Raw genomic sequence first — 14656 nt, 5'->3', positions numbered from 1 at the left:
TTCGTCTCGGCTCGCGTTCGTGCCGTCACGCCTAGTTAGGCGCCACTCTTGTCCGTCAAGACATGGCTGTGGAGACAAACCCGTGGAGAAAAGCCAGACACCGCCCATCACGCTGGGATTCGTGCTGATTCCCCGCTTCTCGATGCTGGCGTTCTTCTCCGCCGTGGAGCCGCTACGCATCGCCAATCGTCTCGCCGGTCGCGCCCTCTACCGCTGGGTCCTGATCAGCGAGGACGGTGGGCCGGTCACCGCCAGCAACGACATGACCCTGCTCACGGACTGCGATCTGAACAGCGCGCCGAGCCTGTCGCGAGTGGCGGTATGCGCCGGCTTCGAGCCCGATCGCGGCCTGACACGACGCTTCTCCCAGTGGCTGCATCGCCGCGCCAGCGAAGGCGTGCTGCTCGGGGGCATCGACACCGGTCCCGTGCTGCTCGCCGAGATGGGACTGCTCGATGGCCATCGGGTGACGCTGCACTGGGAGAGTCTGCCCGCCTTCCGCGAGCGCTTCCCCGCCCTGGAAGCGGTCGAGTCGCTGTACGAACTCGACGCCCGCTGCTTCACCTGCGCCGGCGGCGCCGCGGCCATGGATCTGGCCCTGGAACTGATCGCACGCGACCACGGGCAGGCGCTCGCCGACGATACCGCCGAGCAGTTGATCCATGCGCGTCTGCGCCCGCGGGAGGAGGCCCAGCGGCTGCCCCTGGCCCGCCGCCTGGGCACCCACTGCCGCCCGCTGGTGGACGCCGTGGCACTGATGGAGCGCCATCTCGAACAGCCGCTGGCGATCGCCGCCCTGGCCGCGCGCATCGGGCTCTCGCCGCGCCAGCTACAGCGCCTGTTCGACGCCGAGCTGGGCCAGCGCCCGCGCGACTACTATCTGAACCTGCGCCTGGACCGCGCGCGTCATCTGCTCGAAGAGACCGAGCGCGACATCCTCAGCATCGCCCTCGCCTGCGGCTTCGGTTCCGCCTCCAGCTTCGCGCGCGCCTACCGTCAGCGCTACGGGCATCCACCGCGGGCCGCGCGCCAGCCACGCGCCGACAGCCCCGAGGCCACCACCGCGCCACATCTCAGCCGCGGCGGATAGCGATCCGCCGTCCCGCCGCGCTGGGCCACTCATCCCCAGCCCTGGGCAGCAGCGCAACGGCCGCCGCCACCGCCTCGGGGAAGCCGGCCGGGCGACCACTGGCGACATCGATGCCCATCAGCATCTGCTCGCTGGTCGCCAGGGTGTTGCCCGCGGCGTCATGCAGCGTAAAGAACACGTGCAGCCGCTTGGCATCGCTATCGAGCAGGCTCAGCGCCACCCGCAGCGGCTCGCCCCGATGCGCCTCGCGGCAGTAGCAGAGGTGGGTCTCGAGGGTGTAGAGCGTGTAGGCGTGGCTGGCACGGCCGGCCGCATCGAGACCGATACGATCCATCAGCGCCTCCACCGCCAGCGAAAAGACCCGCGCGTACTCGGCGTCGTTCATATGCCCGTTATAGTCGACCCAAGCGTCCGCCACTCGAGTCTGGTAGAGCGTCTCCGCCTGAGCCGTCATCAGATCCGCCCCTCGAGCCCTTCGGCTTCCGGCCAGTATCTCTGGGTCAGCGCGAGCAGCTCGGTGAGAAACGCATCGCGGCGTGTCTCCAGCTCGGCGACGCTACGCCCGGCAGCCTGATGCTCGCAGCCATCGGCGACTTTATCGATCAGTGATTCCGTCAACTCGGGGGCTTCCAACTTGGTCCACGGCAGCTTCAGCGCCGGGCCGAACTGGTGCAGCATGTGGCGCATGCCGCCCTCGCCGCCGGCGAGATGGAAGGTCAGGAAGGTGCCCATCAGCGACCAGCGCAGGCCGGCGCCGTAGACCACCGCGGCATCGATCTCCTCGGTGGTAGCGACACCGTCATTGACCAGATGCAGTGCCTCGCGCCACAGCGCTTCCATCAGCCGGTCGGCGACGTGACCTTCGATCTCGCGCCGCACCACCAGCGGCCGCATGCCCAGCGCGGCGTACTGCCCCTGGGCGCGTTCGATCACATTGGTCGCGGTGTGCTCGCCCCCCACCAGCTCCACCAGCGGCAGCAGATAGACCGGATTGAACGGGTGCGCCACGATCACGCGGCCGGGCTCGCGGGTGCAGGCGGACTGCAGGTCGCTCGGCTTGATCCCGGAGGTGGAGGAGCCGATGACCACGTCCGGCGCGGCCAGCGCATCGAGCTGGCGCAACACATCGTGCTTGAGCGCCAGCCGCTCGGGTACGTTCTCCTGGATCAGCTCGGCGCCCTCGACGGCGGCGTCGAGGGAGTCGACGAAGGTCAGCGCCGCGGGATCGGCGCCCTCGGCAAGCCCCAGCCGCTCCAGCGCCGGCCAGGCCCGCGCAACGAAAGCGCGAGTGCGCTCGGGTGCGGTGGAATCGGGGTCGAAAGCGGTGACCCGGCAACCGGCCGCCAGCGCCCGGGCGATCCAGCCATTGCCGATGACGCCGGTACCGATCACGGCAACGTGGCGGGGACGTTCGGAAGCGTTCATCAAGACACTCCATGGCGATGCGAAACAGAATTGACGGCGAACGCGCACTCGGGAGATATCTCAGGCGCGTCCACGCATAGCGGAGAGAGTTCGGGCGGAATCAGGGCTTGCGCAGTCCCAGCGACTCGCGGGTCTGTGCCGGCGTCTGCACCTTGCCGCCGAGGTTCTCGGCGAGGGTGGCGGCACGCTCGACCAGTTGGGCGTTGGTGGCGAAGACACCCTTGCTCAGGTAGAGATTGTCTTCCAGGCCGACCCGCATGTGGCCGCCCATGATCATCGACTGCGCCGCCATCGGGAACTGCTGGCGACCGATGCCGAAGGCGGACCAGATGGCGTTTTCCGGCAGCTTGTTGCGCATCGCCAGCATGGTTTCGGGATCGGCCTCGGCGCCCCACGGAATCCCCAGACAGAGCTGGAACAGCGGGTCGCCATCGATCAGCCCTTCCTCGATCAGCTGGCGGGCGAACCAGACATGGCCCAGATCAAAGCACTCGAGCTCCGGCTTGACCCCGGCCTGCTGGATCAGCCGCGCGTGCTCGCGCAGCCAGTCGGCGCTGTTGAGATAGATCATCTCGCCGAAGTTGAGACTGCCGCAGTCCAGCGTGCAAAGTTCCGGCAGCAGCGCGCCCACCGGTTCGTGGCGCTGGGCCGGGGTCTGCAGGTCGGTGCCGGCGCGACCGTGAATGGCGCCATCGCGAATCTCGGGGTAGAGATCGCCACCGCCGCCGGCGGTAATGTTGATCACCGCATCGACGTCGGATTCACGGATGCGCTCGACCACCTCGCGGAAATGATCGGTCGAGTGGCTGACGCCACCGGTCTGCGGGTCGCGCACGTGGAGATGAACGATGCTGGCGCCGGCGCGTGCCGCATCCAGCGCACTATCGGCGATCTGACGCGGGGTGATGGGCAGGTCCGGGTGCTTGCCGGCGGTATCGCCGGCGCCGGTGACGGCGCAGGTCAGAATGACGTCTCGGTTCATGCGGGCTCTCCCTGGCGTGGCTCGGCAGGCTATGGCCGGGCGACGTGTGTTCGAGGGCGCAGCCATGGCGGCCGGCCCTTCAAGAACCCCATTGTGGCGATGACCCGGCGCCCGGAGTTGACACCAGGCGACGCCAGATCGACATCAAACGACGCACGCGTCCCCTCTCGCCACCTACCCCGTCGCCGGGCGCCCGCGCCCTCACCATGGCATGCCACTCACCGCCGCACGTGGCATGACACGGCGGCGCGAAAACCGCACAATGGAGGCTGACACCGCGACTCGAACACGACAGGAAAACGCCATGGCACACAGGGTCTACGTCGATGGACAGGAGGGCACCACAGGGCTGCGCCTGTTCGACTATCTCCAGGCGCGCAGCGACATCGAGCTGCTGCGCATCGATAGCGACAAGCGCAAGGACCCGGCCGAGCGTGCCCGCCTGCTCAACGCCGCCGACGTCGCTTTCCTGTGCCTGCCCGACGCCGCCTCGCGCGAAGCCGCGGCAATGGTCGAGAATCCGGACACCTGCCTGATCGACGCCAGCACCGCCTTCCGCACCGCCGACGACTGGGTCTATGGCCTGCCTGAACTAGCCCCCGGCCAGCGCAAGCGGATCCGCGCCAGCAAGCGCATCGCCAACGTCGGCTGCCACGCCAGCGCCTTCGTACTGCTGGTGCGGCCGCTGATCGACGCCGGCCTGCTGCCGCCGGACTATCCGCTGTCGGCCTTCTCGCTGACCGGCTACAGCGGCGGCGGCAAACAGATGATCGCCGCCTACGAAGCCGATCATGACGGCCGCCTGCAGGCACCGCGCCCCTACGCCATGGCGCAGGGCCACAAGCACCTGCCTGAGATGCAGCTGCACGGCCGGCTGGCCGCACCGCCGGTGTTCTCGCCGATCGTCGGCCCCTTCCTCAAGGGGCTATCGGTGAGCGTGCCGCTACAGCTCGGTGCCCTGCCCGGCATCGACCCCGAGCAGCTGCTCGACGCCTACCGCGCGCACTATGCCGACGAGCCCTTCGTGCGCATCCTGCCATTCGCCGACGAGGCCACGCTCGACGGCGGTGCCTTCGATATCCAGGCCTGCAACGACACCAACCGGGTCGACCTGGGCGTGTTCGGCAACGCCGAGCGGGTGACACTGGTCTCGCGCCTGGACAACCTGGGCAAGGGTGCCGCCGGCTCGGCGGTGCAGAATATGAACGTGCATCTGGGGCTGGAAGACAGCGTCGGTCTCAGCGTCTGACGCCCTGCCAATGAGCCAGCAGCTCCCCGCCGACCGGGTCGGCGGGGGGCAGAGACATGCGCGCGCCGTGATGAACGGCCCCGCCCCAGCGACCAGCGCTACCCGGGCGGGTAGTCGCCCACCATGCACAAGTCGCCCGCCGCCACCGGCTTACATGCCGTGCTTGATTCCGCGATTGATCAGTATCCAGTTGGCCGGATAGGAGGTGGCGAAGCCGATCAGCATGGCGATCTGCATCATGAACCAGAACGGCGCGGTGAAGGCGTCGAGCTCGCCCATCCAACCGTGCAGAGCGATCAGCATCCAGGCGTACATGCCGACCTGAAAGGCCACCAGCGACAAGGTATCGGCCTTGATCGCGTCCTTCAGCGCCTGCGCCGGGCCGGCATCGCTCATCGCCCGAATCGGCAGATACTGAAACAGCACCCCGAACAGATAGGCGCCAACGAAGGCCAGCGCAAAGTGCCCCAGTACCGTCGAGCCGAGCAGGGCGAAGCCGGTGGCCGTGGCGATCGGCGCGGTGACCACGTCGCCCAGGGTGCAGCCGCCGCCGCAGTGGGTCGCGGAGACGAACACGCTCTGCCACTTGGGCTTGTCGCCGTGATGATGGCCGTGGCCATGTTCATGCCCATGCGGGTGCTGATCGGCGTGGGCATGATCGGCCTGGGCGTGATGGTCATGGCCGGTGTGCCCATGCTGCCCTGCATGTTCCTTCGGCGCCGCGCGCCCCATCCTGGCGTAGGCCCACCAGCCGACGAGCGGCATGTACAAACCGGTGATCGGCCAGGTGACGTTCATGATGGACATTGGCTGTGGGCGCCTCGAGACATCGACGGCGATCACGAGCGCAGTGGCGATACCCAGCAGCAGAAAGCCCCAGGACCAGACGGTCAGCATGGCATTGTCCTCCTTTACGGTTCATCGATGCCGGATATTCCCATCCGGGCCATGACATCCAACATGCCCTAGGTATAGAAACGCGCGGCGTCGTCCACAAGCGACATCCTGCACCGAGGTTGCAGGGCAACGCGCGCGACGTCGACACGACGCCCGTCGCAAGCCGTTCGAAGTAGCGACTGCAAAAAGACGTTGAATGACGTAATTCAATGCGCTCGCTTGCCCGTATAGGCATCATGAACACCATCATTGAATAAAGATTACGAAAATACCGATCACGCACCTCGGCGAGCGTCAATACCACCATGGTCCGGCGCATAGATACCGACAAGTTCCTTAACACTCTAATGATGAACGACTACTTTATAAGCCACCTCGCTTAATGCATCATCTCGCGCCAGCAACCGCGCTGACACGACGAGGTCGAGTCGGTAACGCTCATTTCAGGACTTGTCATCACCAGGATTCCGCTCATGGCCGACATGCAACGCCCGAACTATCGCAGCGCGCTGGTCGTCGTCACGACGATCTTCTTCATGTGGGGGTTCATCACCTGTCTCAACGACATTCTGATCCCCCACCTGAAGGCGGTGTTCTCGCTCAACTACACCCAGACCATGCTGATCCAGTTCACCTTCTTCGGCGCCTATTTCATCATGTCGTTGCCGATGGGTAAGGTGCTGGCCAGGATCGGCTACAAGAACGCCATCAGCCTGGGCCTGCTGATCGCCGCCGTGGGCGCGGTGATGTTCTACCCCGCCGCCAGAGCCCCCTCCTATCCCCTGTTTCTGAGCGCCCTGTTCGTGCTCGCCAGCGGGGTGACGATGCTGCAGGTCGCGGCCAACCCTTATGTCAGCCTGCTGGGCCCGGAAGGGTCCGCCTCCAGCCGGCTCAACCTGGCACAGGCGTTCAACTCACTCGGCACCACGCTGGCACCGTACTTCGGCGGCATGCTGATTCTGGGCGCAGCGGTGTTGGGCGCCAGCGAGCTGGCCGCGATGTCCAGCGCCGAGCGGATGGCCTACAAAGTCCAGCAGGCCCAGAGTGTGCAGCTCCCCTATCTGCTGCTGGCGGCGGTGCTCGCCATTCTCGCGATCGTGATCTACCTCTGGAAGCTGCCCAACTTCAAGGACCAGGCCCGCGACGACAGCCCCACCGAAAACGTTACCGCCGCCCAGGCGCTACGCCATCCTCACGTGCTGTTCGGTGTGATCGGCATCTTCGCCTACGTCGGTGCCGAGGTATCCATCGGCAGCTTTCTGATCAACTACATCTCGCTGCCGGAGATCGGCAACATGAGCGAGAGCGATGCCGCCAACTATGTCGTCTACTACTGGGGTGGCGCGATGGTAGGCCGCTTCATCGGCTCGGCCTTGATGCAGAAGATCCGCCCCAGCCTGCTGCTGGGCCTGTTCGCCGTCGTGGCGGCACTGCTCACGCTGACCACCATGCTGGCCTCCGGGCATACCGCCATGTGGAGTATCGTCGCCATCGGTCTGTTCAACTCGATCATGTTCCCGACCATCTTCACGCTGGGCATCGCCAAGCTCGGCCCGCTGACCAGCAAGGCATCGAGCCTGCTGATCATGGCCATCGTCGGCGGCGCCATCTTGCCGGTGGCACAGGGCGCGATCGCCGACACCGTGGGCATCCACCACGCCTTCGTGCTGCCGTTGATCTGCTACCTGTTCATCGCCTTCTACGGTTTCCGTGGCTCTCGGGTGATCACACCGCAGCCGGAACCGGCCACACGCACCTGATACGTGCGACACCGATCTCCATGCCCCCTCACAGCTAAGACGTTGGTCGTGAGTGCCTTGAAAGGGGGGCATGAGACCGGGACAATCCATTAGCCGGCGAAATGTAGACAGGTTATCGATTCGCCGGCTTCTTTTCGTGTTGCGACCGCCCCGCCGCCGGCCTGCCGTATCTCGCTCTCGGTCCACTGCGTCTGGCCTTCGTCATTCGCCGCCTCACGTCCTCGGCTCGGCCGCTCGCTTCCGGTGCGGCCGCTGTCGGCGTTCGCGCGGTCGCCCACCACCAGGGAGCTGCCCGCGATGACGCAGGTCGAGGAGATGTTCGCGCGCTATGGCCCACGCTACCGGCTGTGGGTCACGCTGACGGTGATGCTGGGGCTGGTCGCGCTGGGCATGTCGATCACCATCGTCAACGTGGCGATCCCCTACATCAAGGGCGCCTTCGGCATGAGTGACGCCCAGGTGCAGTGGCTATCGACCGGCTTTCTGGCCTCGACCACGGTGTCGCTGCTGGTCGCCCCCTGGCTGGTGACCGCGGTGGGTCAGCGCGCCACCTTCATCGGCCTGCTGGTCGCCTTCATCGCCGCCTCGATCCTGGGCGGTCTGGGCCAAGGAATGGCGGCGCTGGTGGCGGCCAGAATCATCCAGGGCGGCATGACCGGGCTGATCCGTCCGGTGGCGATGCAGGCGCTGTTCGCCGCCTACCCGCCCGAGGGGCGCGGCATGGCCACCGCCATGTACGGCATGTGTCTGGGTCTACCGCTGACCCTGGCCACGGTGATCGGCGGCTGGCTGGTGGAGCACTTCACCTGGCGCTACGTATTCTTCGTTACCCTGCCGATCTGCCTCGCGGCGATCGCCATGGGCGCGGTCTTCCTGCCGAGACGCGAGCACCAGGGGCCGCCTCCGCCGTTCGACTGGGCCGGCGTGGTACTGCTGTTCGTGGCGGTGTTCGCGCTACTCGCGGCGCTCTCCAACGGCCAGCGTTGGGGGTGGTTCGACCCGCGTGTGCCGAGTCTGGTAGGGCTGGCCGCGGCCTGCGCCATCGCCTTCGTGAGCTGGCAGCGGCGCGTCCCTCATCCTCTGCTCGACCTGGCGATCTTCTCTCACCGGGCGTTCGTCGTCGGCACCCTGGCGATGTGCCTGTTCGGCGGCACCTTCTACGGCATCATGTATCTGCTGCCGCAGTTCGTGCAGTCGGTGCTGCACTACAGCCCGATCAGCGCCGGCCAGATCTTTCTACCGTCGACCCTGGTGCTGGGCGTGCTGGTGCCGCTGGTGGGGTGGCTCAGCGATCGCTATCCGCCGCACTGGATCACGCTGCCCGGGCTCGCCTGCGCGCTGCTCTCGGTGTGGCTGATGGCGGGCATGGACTGGAACACCTCCTTCGCCCACCTGGCGCTGGCGATGGCGATTCTCTCGGTCGGTATGGCCGCCTTTCCGCCACCTACCCTCTCCAACGCCATCGCCAGCCTGCCATCGCGGCTCACGGGTCACGGCTCCGGGGCGATCAATTTCTCGATGCAGCTCGGCGGCGCTCTGGGCACCGCCGGCCTGGTGATCCTGCTCGATCGCCATACCGCAGTGCACGGCCAGTTGCTCAACGCCGGGGTCAACGCCGGCAACGCGCTGTCGCAGCAAGCGCTCGGCGACTACGCCCACCTCGCCGCCCGGCTAGGCATCGCGGCGCCCCAACAGCATGCCGTGGCCGGCTATCTGCTGGGTCGGGTCGAGGCGCTGTGGGCGTCGATCCTGGCCTATCAGGACGGCTTCTGGACCCTGATCGCCAGCCTGCTGGCGGTGGTAGTGCCGTCGCTGCTACTGAGTCGCTGGCGGCGGCCCGCCTGAGACCAGCGTGAGTTTTCCCACTCCTTAGACCGAGGAAGATCCGACACCATGACCGCCGATGCCCCCGCTCGCTCCCCTCGCCTGTCGCGGCGCCTCAAGCTGGCGCTGCTCGCGCTGCTCCTGCTGTTGGGGCTGATCTGGCTGGGGTTGGCGATCGCCCATCGCCTGACCCATGTCAGCGTGCAGGACGCACGGGTGATGGCAGATCAGGTCACCGTCAGCAGCCGCCTCGATGGCTGGGTCACCGACTTCCATCTGACCGAGGGCGATACCCTGCAGCGCGGCGCTGCCGTGGCCACGCTCTACAGCCGGCCGGACCAGCGCAAGCTGGCAGCATTGGCCGCCGGCGTCGGTACCCAGCAGGCACGCCTCGACTACCAGCAGGCTCGCCTCGAGCTGGCCCAGCGCCAGTACCAGGGCGGTCTGGATATCTCGCGCGAGGAGCTCGATGCCAGCAAGGCGGCAGAGCAGGCGTCGCAGGCAAGGCTGACCCAAGCCCAGCGCGACTACCAGCGCTCGGCCAAACTGCTCGAGAAGCACTCGATCTCGCAGCAGCGCCGCGACCAGGACTACTACCGCTACCGCGCGGCCGTCGCCGAGCACGAACAGGCCAAGCAGGAGGTGGCCGTCAATCAGGCCCAGGCCGATAACGCCCGGGTCGGCTTCCTCAACGGCGTGCAGGTACCGCTGCCCAATCCGACGATCCTGCGCCAGCAGAATCCGCATCGCGCGCCAGGAGTTGGCCGAAGCCCAGGCCAAGCTCGACGAGGAGCGCCTGCGCATCGCCGATCTCGAGGTCAAGAGTCCGATCTCAGGCGTCGTCAACAAGACCCTGATCGACCAGGGCGAGTATGTCAGCGCGGGCCAGCCGATCCTGATGATGCACGACCCGTCGAAGCTATGGGTCGAAGCCAACGTCAAGGAGACCGACATTGGCGAGCTGCGCCGTGGACAGCCGGTGGCGATCAGCGTCGACGCCTTCCCCGACCGCCATTTCTCCGGACACGTGGCGATCATCGGTCGCGCCGCCACCAGCCAGTTCGCGCTGCTGCCGGACCCCAACCCCTCGGGCAACTTCACCAAGATCACCCAGCGCCTGCCGGTGCGCATCTATATCGACGACGGCCCGACCGAGCTGATCGGCCCAGGCATGATGGTCGAGGTGGATATCGACGTCGCCCACACGCGGAGCGAGAAGGATGAGCAGAGTAAGACGGGCACGGCCGGCTGAGAGATCAAGATCGTTCAATCCTGACGCGCACTCCCCAGGCTAGCCTGCCGGCGATTCCCCTCGCTCAGGAGTGCCCAGCGTGTCCCTCTCCCTTGCCTTGTCGATGGCGGCCTTCGCTCTGGCCGCTTCGCTGTCGCCCGGCCCGGTCAACCTGGTCGCCTTCCATCTGGGGCTCAATCGCGGCCTGATACCGGCACTGCGCCATGTCAGCGGCGCGACCTGCGGCTTCAGCGCGCTGCTGCTGGCGATCGGCGCCGGCTTGCAGTGGCTGACCCAGTGGGCGGCGCTGATGCACGCGATCCGCCTGGGCGGCGTCGCCTTCCTGCTCTACCTGGCGTGGCGGCTGGCGCGCAGCGACGGTGCGCTGACGCAGAACACCGCCGCACGCTCGCCCTCCTTCGTTGGCGGTGCGCTGATGCAGTGGCTCAACCCCAAGGCGTGGATCGCCTCGAGCGCCGGCATGGCCGCCTATACCGCCGGTGACCCGGCGCGGGTCGCGCCCTTCGCGCTGATCTTCTTCGGCGTCTGCTATCTGAGCGTGGGCAGCTGGGCGCTGCTGGGTGCCGGGCTGCGTCGGCGGCTGCCGAGCCCCGAGCGGGTGCGCTGGCTCAATCGCGGTATGGCACTGGCACTACTGGTGAGTGCGCTGATGCTGGCAATGATGTCACTGCACGGTAGCGATGCGGCGTGATCGCGGTCAGCCGCTTGAAGGCGCGCTGGAAGTGGGCCTGATCGGCGAACCGACACGCCAGCGCCACCTCGGCGATCGGCTCGCCGCGCTTGAGTGCGATCTGCCCCTGACGCACCCGGCAGTCGGTCAGATAGGCATGGGGCGTGATGCCGTAGCTGCGCTTGAAGCGGCGCACCAGATGCGCCGGCGAGACCCCTGCCAGCGCGGCCAGATGCTCGAGCGTCAGCGTCTCGCTGCAGTGAGCACGGATATAGGCGGCCACCTCGGCCAGCGCTGGCGTGTCCGCCGGGGTCTGCTGGCGGAACAGTTCGCCCCGCGCCATCAGTGCGCCGAACAGGCGTTCGCACTCGCCGACCAGGGTGGCGGGGTTCGCCTCCAAGGCGAACAGGCGTCGAGCGAGCACCACCAGCGCCGCGTGCAGCGCAGGGTCACGCCAATGATGCCAGGCCAGCGGTCGAAAGCCACCGGCGAGAGCGTTGACGTGACGGCGCTGCAGCGTGGCAAGCCAGTCCGGATCGAGATAGAACATGACGTAGGACCAGGGCGCGTCGCCGCACGGATTGCAGGCGTGGACCTCACCCGGGTTCATCGCCACCACGTCACCACGCGACACCATCCGCGTGGTGAAGCGCTCCCCCGGCACCTGGTATTCGTAGAGGCTGCGCCCGCCGGTGACCGCCCCCAGCGAGACACTGTCGTGACTGTGGCGGGCATAGCTGACCTCACGCCCGTCACGGGTCTCGCGCAGCTCGAGGAAGCCGAGCGCCGGATGGCGCCAGAAGCGCCGGCTGTCACGCTCGGCCGGGATCGGCTTGGCAGGCATGCTCATCTCCACACTCGCTGCTGTCTGGCGCCAGCATACACCGCCGCGAGACTCGCTGCCGGGCCGAGAGCCCGGTCACCTCAGGGTGTGAGCGCGCGGCAGTGACGCTGCACCGACTCGGCGACCACGCGGTCGGCGTCGAGCAGGATCTCGCGTCCGGCGAAGGCCGAGTAGAGGCTGTCGAACTCGAGCCGGGCGAGACGCTCACCCATGGCCGCGACACAGGTGGCATCCAGCGGCACGTTGTTGGGGTAGGACCACATGAACGAGGCCATCCGGTCCGGGGTCACCAGCAGGGTGTCACCACTCAGCAGCAGGCGGCGCGCCGGCCAGTGCAGCACGCTGGCGCCGGGGAAGTGCCCGCCCAGGCAGTGCACCTCCAACCCCGGCAGCGGCACGATCTGTTCCCCTTCCCAGAAGTGCAGCCGCTCGCTGGGCAGGGTGACCCAGGCACGATCCGCGGCGTGCACGTAGACCGGACAATCGAAGGTCTCGCCCCAAGCGGCCATGGTACTGAAGTAGTGCGGGTGCGAGAGCACGATGGCGTCGACCCCACCGAGCCCGTCGAGAATGTCCCGCGTCGCCTCATCGAGCAGCGAGAGGCAGTCCCACAGCAGATTGCCGTGCGGCGTGCGCAGCAGGAAGGCCCGCTGGCCGATGGCGAAGCGCGGCGTGGTGGTGATCGCCAACAGCCCCTCGGCGAGATAGCGAAAGGTATTGCTGTGCCCCGCCGCCAGGCGCCCTGGCGTGATCCACTGCTGCCCCTCCACCGGCACGAACTGGCGCTCGTCTTCGCAGATGTCACAGTGCGCCGGCGGCGTCTCGCTGGCGGGATACTGAATGCCACAGGTGGCGCACAAGAAACCTTGATGATGCATCGCGACCTCCTCTTCGTCTCCATGAGCGATGACGACATGCTCTTCCCTCAACTGGGGGCCTGTCGAGGCTCCCATCGCGGCCGCGACATAGTGTCATGAGGTGGCAAGACAAGGCGCAGCGAGTGAAGTGTAGTGGTTCTACAGTCGCGAGCTGTAACGCCGTATTGCCACCTCATGGCCCATGGCCCTTCGGGTTGGGCCGCCCGTCGCACCATGCTGCGTTGCTCGCCTGGGCCGTGGCCCACCACGGTCGGCGGCTCGCGCCTTGCCTGGCATGCCGGGCGGCACCAACGCGGCTCGTGCGGGGAGTCTCGACAGGCCCCAGCTTGAGGTCCAGCCCTCGCCAGCTTGGATAGCGATCAGCTCGCGCGCCCGCGCCAGGCCGCGACGAAGGCGTCGCTGGGCAGCGCGCGGAATAGCTCGGTGGAGCGGATCGCGGCCTGGAAGTAGGGATCGCGCTCACGCGCGAAGGTGGGCACGAAGTTCGCCCGCCGTGCCCGTCGGCGCCGCTGCGACCAGCCGGCGCGGGGCGAGAGGTCGCTCATGGCATCCAGCAGCAGCGCCTTATGCTTTTGCATTTCGGTGGACAGCGGCCACGCCAGCGGCGTCGGCGCGGGCGTGAACAAGCGTTCGATGGCGATCTCCGTCGGCGGCATCCAGGCCGGCTGAAACGCCGGCCCCGGGGGAAGGCATCGCGGTAGTGGTTGGCGTAGAGCAGTACCGTGCTCGGCCGGTGGCGGCTGCCGTCGAGCGCCAAGGCAAGGGCCAGCGAAGCGGCACGGTGATCGGGATGCGGATCGAACTCGGGATCGGTCACCAGCAGCGTGACCGGCTGCAGAGTATCGATCAGCTGGCGCAGCGCCGCGACCACGTCGTCGCGCTCGAGCCGCTCGCCGCGGATCGGCGGCAGCGCGAGATGATTGAAGCGTCGCGCCTCACTCAGCGCAATGGCTGGACGCTGACCGATGCCATCATGCACCAGCGCCCACGCGGCCCCATCGGGTACCCCGACCAGGGTCGAGCGCTCGGGCGGGATGCCCGACAGCAGCGGCGTGGCGAACACGTTCCAGCGCCGCCACTCGGCCTTGCGCCGGACCGCATTGTCGAGATCGTCGTCGAGCCCGCTCAGATACTGACGCTTGAGCCCCTTGAGCTGCTCGCCGCAGGAGAGCGTGACCAGATGCACCGACTCGGCATGATCGGTATAGAGACCGCCAGCGGCGATCTCGGCGTCATCCGGGTGCGGGGCGACGATCAGGATCGGCCCCTCGATCGCCGACTGCACATGGCAGCGTGCCTGCGGCGCCCGGGTCAGCCGGGCGCCGGAGAGCGCCAGGCTCAGCGTCACCTCGGTGGTACACGGCGGCAGCCGCCAGGCGATGCGCTGCTCGCGGCGGCGCGCTTCCAGCGAATAGGTGAGCGGCGCTTGCCCCGCGGCGGTCAGCGTCACGCTCGGCAGGCCACGGCGCCAGCGCGAACGCGGCGCCAGTGCCAGCGATATTTCGACCAGCCGGGTCTGCACCGGGTCGGCGGGAAGCCTCAGCGTGGCAGCATGACGCTGCCAGTCGGTGGCCGTGATCGGCTGCTCGTTCGCGGCTTCCTCCGACGCCCCCTGCCCCGCCATTGTCTGACTCGACACGCTCTGACTCGACACGCTCTGACTCGCACTCCCCTGACTCGGAATCACCTGACTCGGAATCGCCTGCCCCGCCCTCGATTGCCGCATCGACCTCTGCCTCCCACGTGATGATCGCGCGTCCTGTCGGCGCGCTCGGGGCATGGTAA

The 14656-nt window shown here is 67.4% G+C and carries 15 protein-coding genes; 6 read left to right on the top strand and 9 right to left on the bottom strand.

Translation table 11 applies throughout. From position 1 onward, the window contains the following. Nucleotides 1-142: 142 nt before the first annotated feature. Nucleotides 143-1090, top strand: coding sequence for a GlxA family transcriptional regulator (locus tag QO259_RS03045; RefSeq protein ID WP_285952725.1), 948 nt, complete (start codon nt 143-145; stop codon nt 1088-1090). Here the strand turns inward: QO259_RS03045 and QO259_RS03040 are convergent. The 3 genes from QO259_RS03040 to QO259_RS03030 all read right to left on the bottom strand — a co-directional run bounded on the left by QO259_RS03040 (nt 1074) and on the right by QO259_RS03030 (nt 3497). After that, complete coding sequence (locus QO259_RS03040) at nt 1074-1544, bottom strand: thioesterase family protein (protein ID WP_285951743.1); 471 nt, start codon at nt 1542-1544, stop codon at nt 1074-1076. The genes QO259_RS03045 and QO259_RS03040 overlap by 17 nt on opposite strands. Then, nucleotides 1544-2515: an L-carnitine dehydrogenase gene (locus QO259_RS03035; RefSeq protein ID WP_285951742.1), complete on the bottom strand. Its 972-nt coding sequence runs from the start codon at nt 2513-2515 to the stop codon at nt 1544-1546. Before QO259_RS03035 ends, QO259_RS03040 begins: the two co-directional genes overlap by 1 nt. Nucleotides 2516-2615: 100 nt before the next feature. Beyond that, nucleotides 2616-3497 carry a beta-keto acid cleavage family enzyme gene (locus QO259_RS03030; protein ID WP_285951741.1) on the bottom strand — a complete coding sequence of 294 codons (882 nt, stop codon included), beginning with the start codon at nt 3495-3497 and terminating at the stop codon, nt 2616-2618. A gap of 304 nt (nt 3498-3801) precedes the next feature. On the opposite strand from QO259_RS03030, the gene argC reads away from it, so the two are divergent. Next, entirely contained in the window at nt 3802-4746 is a 945-nt protein-coding gene (argC, locus tag QO259_RS03025; RefSeq protein WP_285951740.1) for an N-acetyl-gamma-glutamyl-phosphate reductase, read from the top strand. A 150-nt stretch (nt 4747-4896) separates the two neighbouring features. Here the strand turns inward: argC and QO259_RS03020 are convergent, their stop codons facing one another. Beyond that, the gene (locus QO259_RS03020) at nt 4897-5643 is read right to left on the bottom strand and encodes a DUF4396 domain-containing protein (RefSeq protein WP_285951739.1); all 747 of its coding nucleotides are present in this window, start codon (nt 5641-5643) and stop codon (nt 4897-4899) included. A gap of 473 nt (nt 5644-6116) precedes the next feature. On the opposite strand from QO259_RS03020, the gene fucP reads away from it, so the two are divergent. Next, on the top strand, nt 6117-7403 hold the full coding sequence (fucP, locus tag QO259_RS03015; RefSeq protein WP_285951738.1) for an L-fucose:H+ symporter permease: 1287 nt from the start codon (nt 6117-6119) through the stop codon (nt 7401-7403). Nucleotides 7404-7700: 297 nt separating this feature from the next. Then, a complete protein-coding gene (locus QO259_RS03010) occupies nt 7701-9248 on the top strand; it encodes a DHA2 family efflux MFS transporter permease subunit (RefSeq protein ID WP_035473137.1) in 1548 nt (515 codons plus the stop codon). A gap of 24 nt (nt 9249-9272) precedes the next feature. Here QO259_RS03010 and QO259_RS03005 read toward each other — a convergent pair whose 3' ends face one another. Beyond that, nucleotides 9273-9974: a hypothetical protein gene (locus QO259_RS03005; RefSeq protein WP_285951737.1), complete on the bottom strand. Its 702-nt coding sequence runs from the start codon at nt 9972-9974 to the stop codon at nt 9273-9275. A 13-nt stretch (nt 9975-9987) separates the two neighbouring features. Here QO259_RS03005 and QO259_RS03000 point away from each other — a divergent pair, with 13 nt between their 5' ends. Then, the gene (locus tag QO259_RS03000) at nt 9988-10479 is read left to right on the top strand and encodes an HlyD family secretion protein (protein ID WP_285951736.1); all 492 of its coding nucleotides are present in this window, start codon (nt 9988-9990) and stop codon (nt 10477-10479) included. A 79-nt stretch (nt 10480-10558) separates the two neighbouring features. Next, the gene (locus QO259_RS02995) at nt 10559-11170 is read left to right on the top strand and encodes a LysE family translocator (RefSeq protein ID WP_285951735.1); all 612 of its coding nucleotides are present in this window, start codon (nt 10559-10561) and stop codon (nt 11168-11170) included. On the opposite strand, the gene QO259_RS02990 is transcribed toward QO259_RS02995, so the two are convergent. The 4 genes from QO259_RS02990 to QO259_RS02975 form a co-directional block, all read right to left on the bottom strand. After that, entirely contained in the window at nt 11088-11993 is a 906-nt protein-coding gene (locus QO259_RS02990; RefSeq protein ID WP_285951734.1) for an AraC family transcriptional regulator, read from the bottom strand. The genes QO259_RS02995 and QO259_RS02990 overlap by 83 nt on opposite strands. A gap of 80 nt (nt 11994-12073) precedes the next feature. Further along, entirely contained in the window at nt 12074-12871 is a 798-nt protein-coding gene (locus QO259_RS02985) for an MBL fold metallo-hydrolase (RefSeq protein WP_285951733.1), read from the bottom strand. A 359-nt stretch (nt 12872-13230) separates the two neighbouring features. Continuing rightward, nucleotides 13231-13449: a hypothetical protein gene (locus tag QO259_RS02980; protein ID WP_285951732.1), complete on the bottom strand. Its 219-nt coding sequence runs from the start codon at nt 13447-13449 to the stop codon at nt 13231-13233. Continuing rightward, complete coding sequence (locus QO259_RS02975; RefSeq protein ID WP_285951731.1) at nt 13413-14510, bottom strand: PIG-L deacetylase family protein; 1098 nt, start codon at nt 14508-14510, stop codon at nt 13413-13415. The genes QO259_RS02980 and QO259_RS02975 overlap by 37 nt, the downstream gene beginning before the upstream one ends. Nucleotides 14511-14656 lie beyond the last annotated feature (146 nt).

Origin of the sequence: Salinicola sp. JS01 (genome assembly GCF_030284585.1) — a bacterium.
Taxonomy (GTDB): Bacteria; Pseudomonadota; Gammaproteobacteria; order Pseudomonadales; family Halomonadaceae; genus Salinicola.
Note: the sequence above shows the minus strand (reverse complement) of the source record. Positions and strands in the feature narration are given on the sequence as shown.

Bases quoted from the DNA above. Each gene is read 5' to 3' on its own strand.
- QO259_RS03020 (WP_285951739.1), bottom strand. From the start codon at position 5,643: ATGCTGACCGTCTGGTCCTGGGGCTTTCTGCTGCTGGGTATCGCCACT.
- QO259_RS02990 (WP_285951734.1), bottom strand. From the start codon at position 11,993: ATGCCTGCCAAGCCGATCCCGGCCGAGCGTGACAGCCGGCGCTTCTGG.
- QO259_RS02980 (WP_285951732.1), bottom strand. From the start codon at position 13,449: ATGCAAAAGCATAAGGCGCTGCTGCTGGATGCCATGAGCGACCTCTCG.
- QO259_RS03030 (WP_285951741.1), bottom strand. From the start codon at position 3,497: ATGAACCGAGACGTCATTCTGACCTGCGCCGTCACCGGCGCCGGCGAT.
- QO259_RS03035 (WP_285951742.1), bottom strand. From the start codon at position 2,515: ATGAACGCTTCCGAACGTCCCCGCCACGTTGCCGTGATCGGTACCGGC.
- QO259_RS03040 (WP_285951743.1), bottom strand. From the start codon at position 1,544: ATGACGGCTCAGGCGGAGACGCTCTACCAGACTCGAGTGGCGGACGCT.
- argC (WP_285951740.1), top strand. From the start codon at position 3,802: ATGGCACACAGGGTCTACGTCGATGGACAGGAGGGCACCACAGGGCTG.
- QO259_RS03005 (WP_285951737.1), bottom strand. From the start codon at position 9,974: ATGCGGATTCTGCTGGCGCAGGATCGTCGGATTGGGCAGCGGTACCTG.
- QO259_RS03010 (WP_035473137.1), top strand. From the start codon at position 7,701: ATGACGCAGGTCGAGGAGATGTTCGCGCGCTATGGCCCACGCTACCGG.
- QO259_RS02985 (WP_285951733.1), bottom strand. From the start codon at position 12,871: ATGCATCATCAAGGTTTCTTGTGCGCCACCTGTGGCATTCAGTATCCC.
- fucP (WP_285951738.1), top strand. From the start codon at position 6,117: ATGGCCGACATGCAACGCCCGAACTATCGCAGCGCGCTGGTCGTCGTC.
- QO259_RS03045 (WP_285952725.1), top strand. From the start codon at position 143: ATGCTGGCGTTCTTCTCCGCCGTGGAGCCGCTACGCATCGCCAATCGT.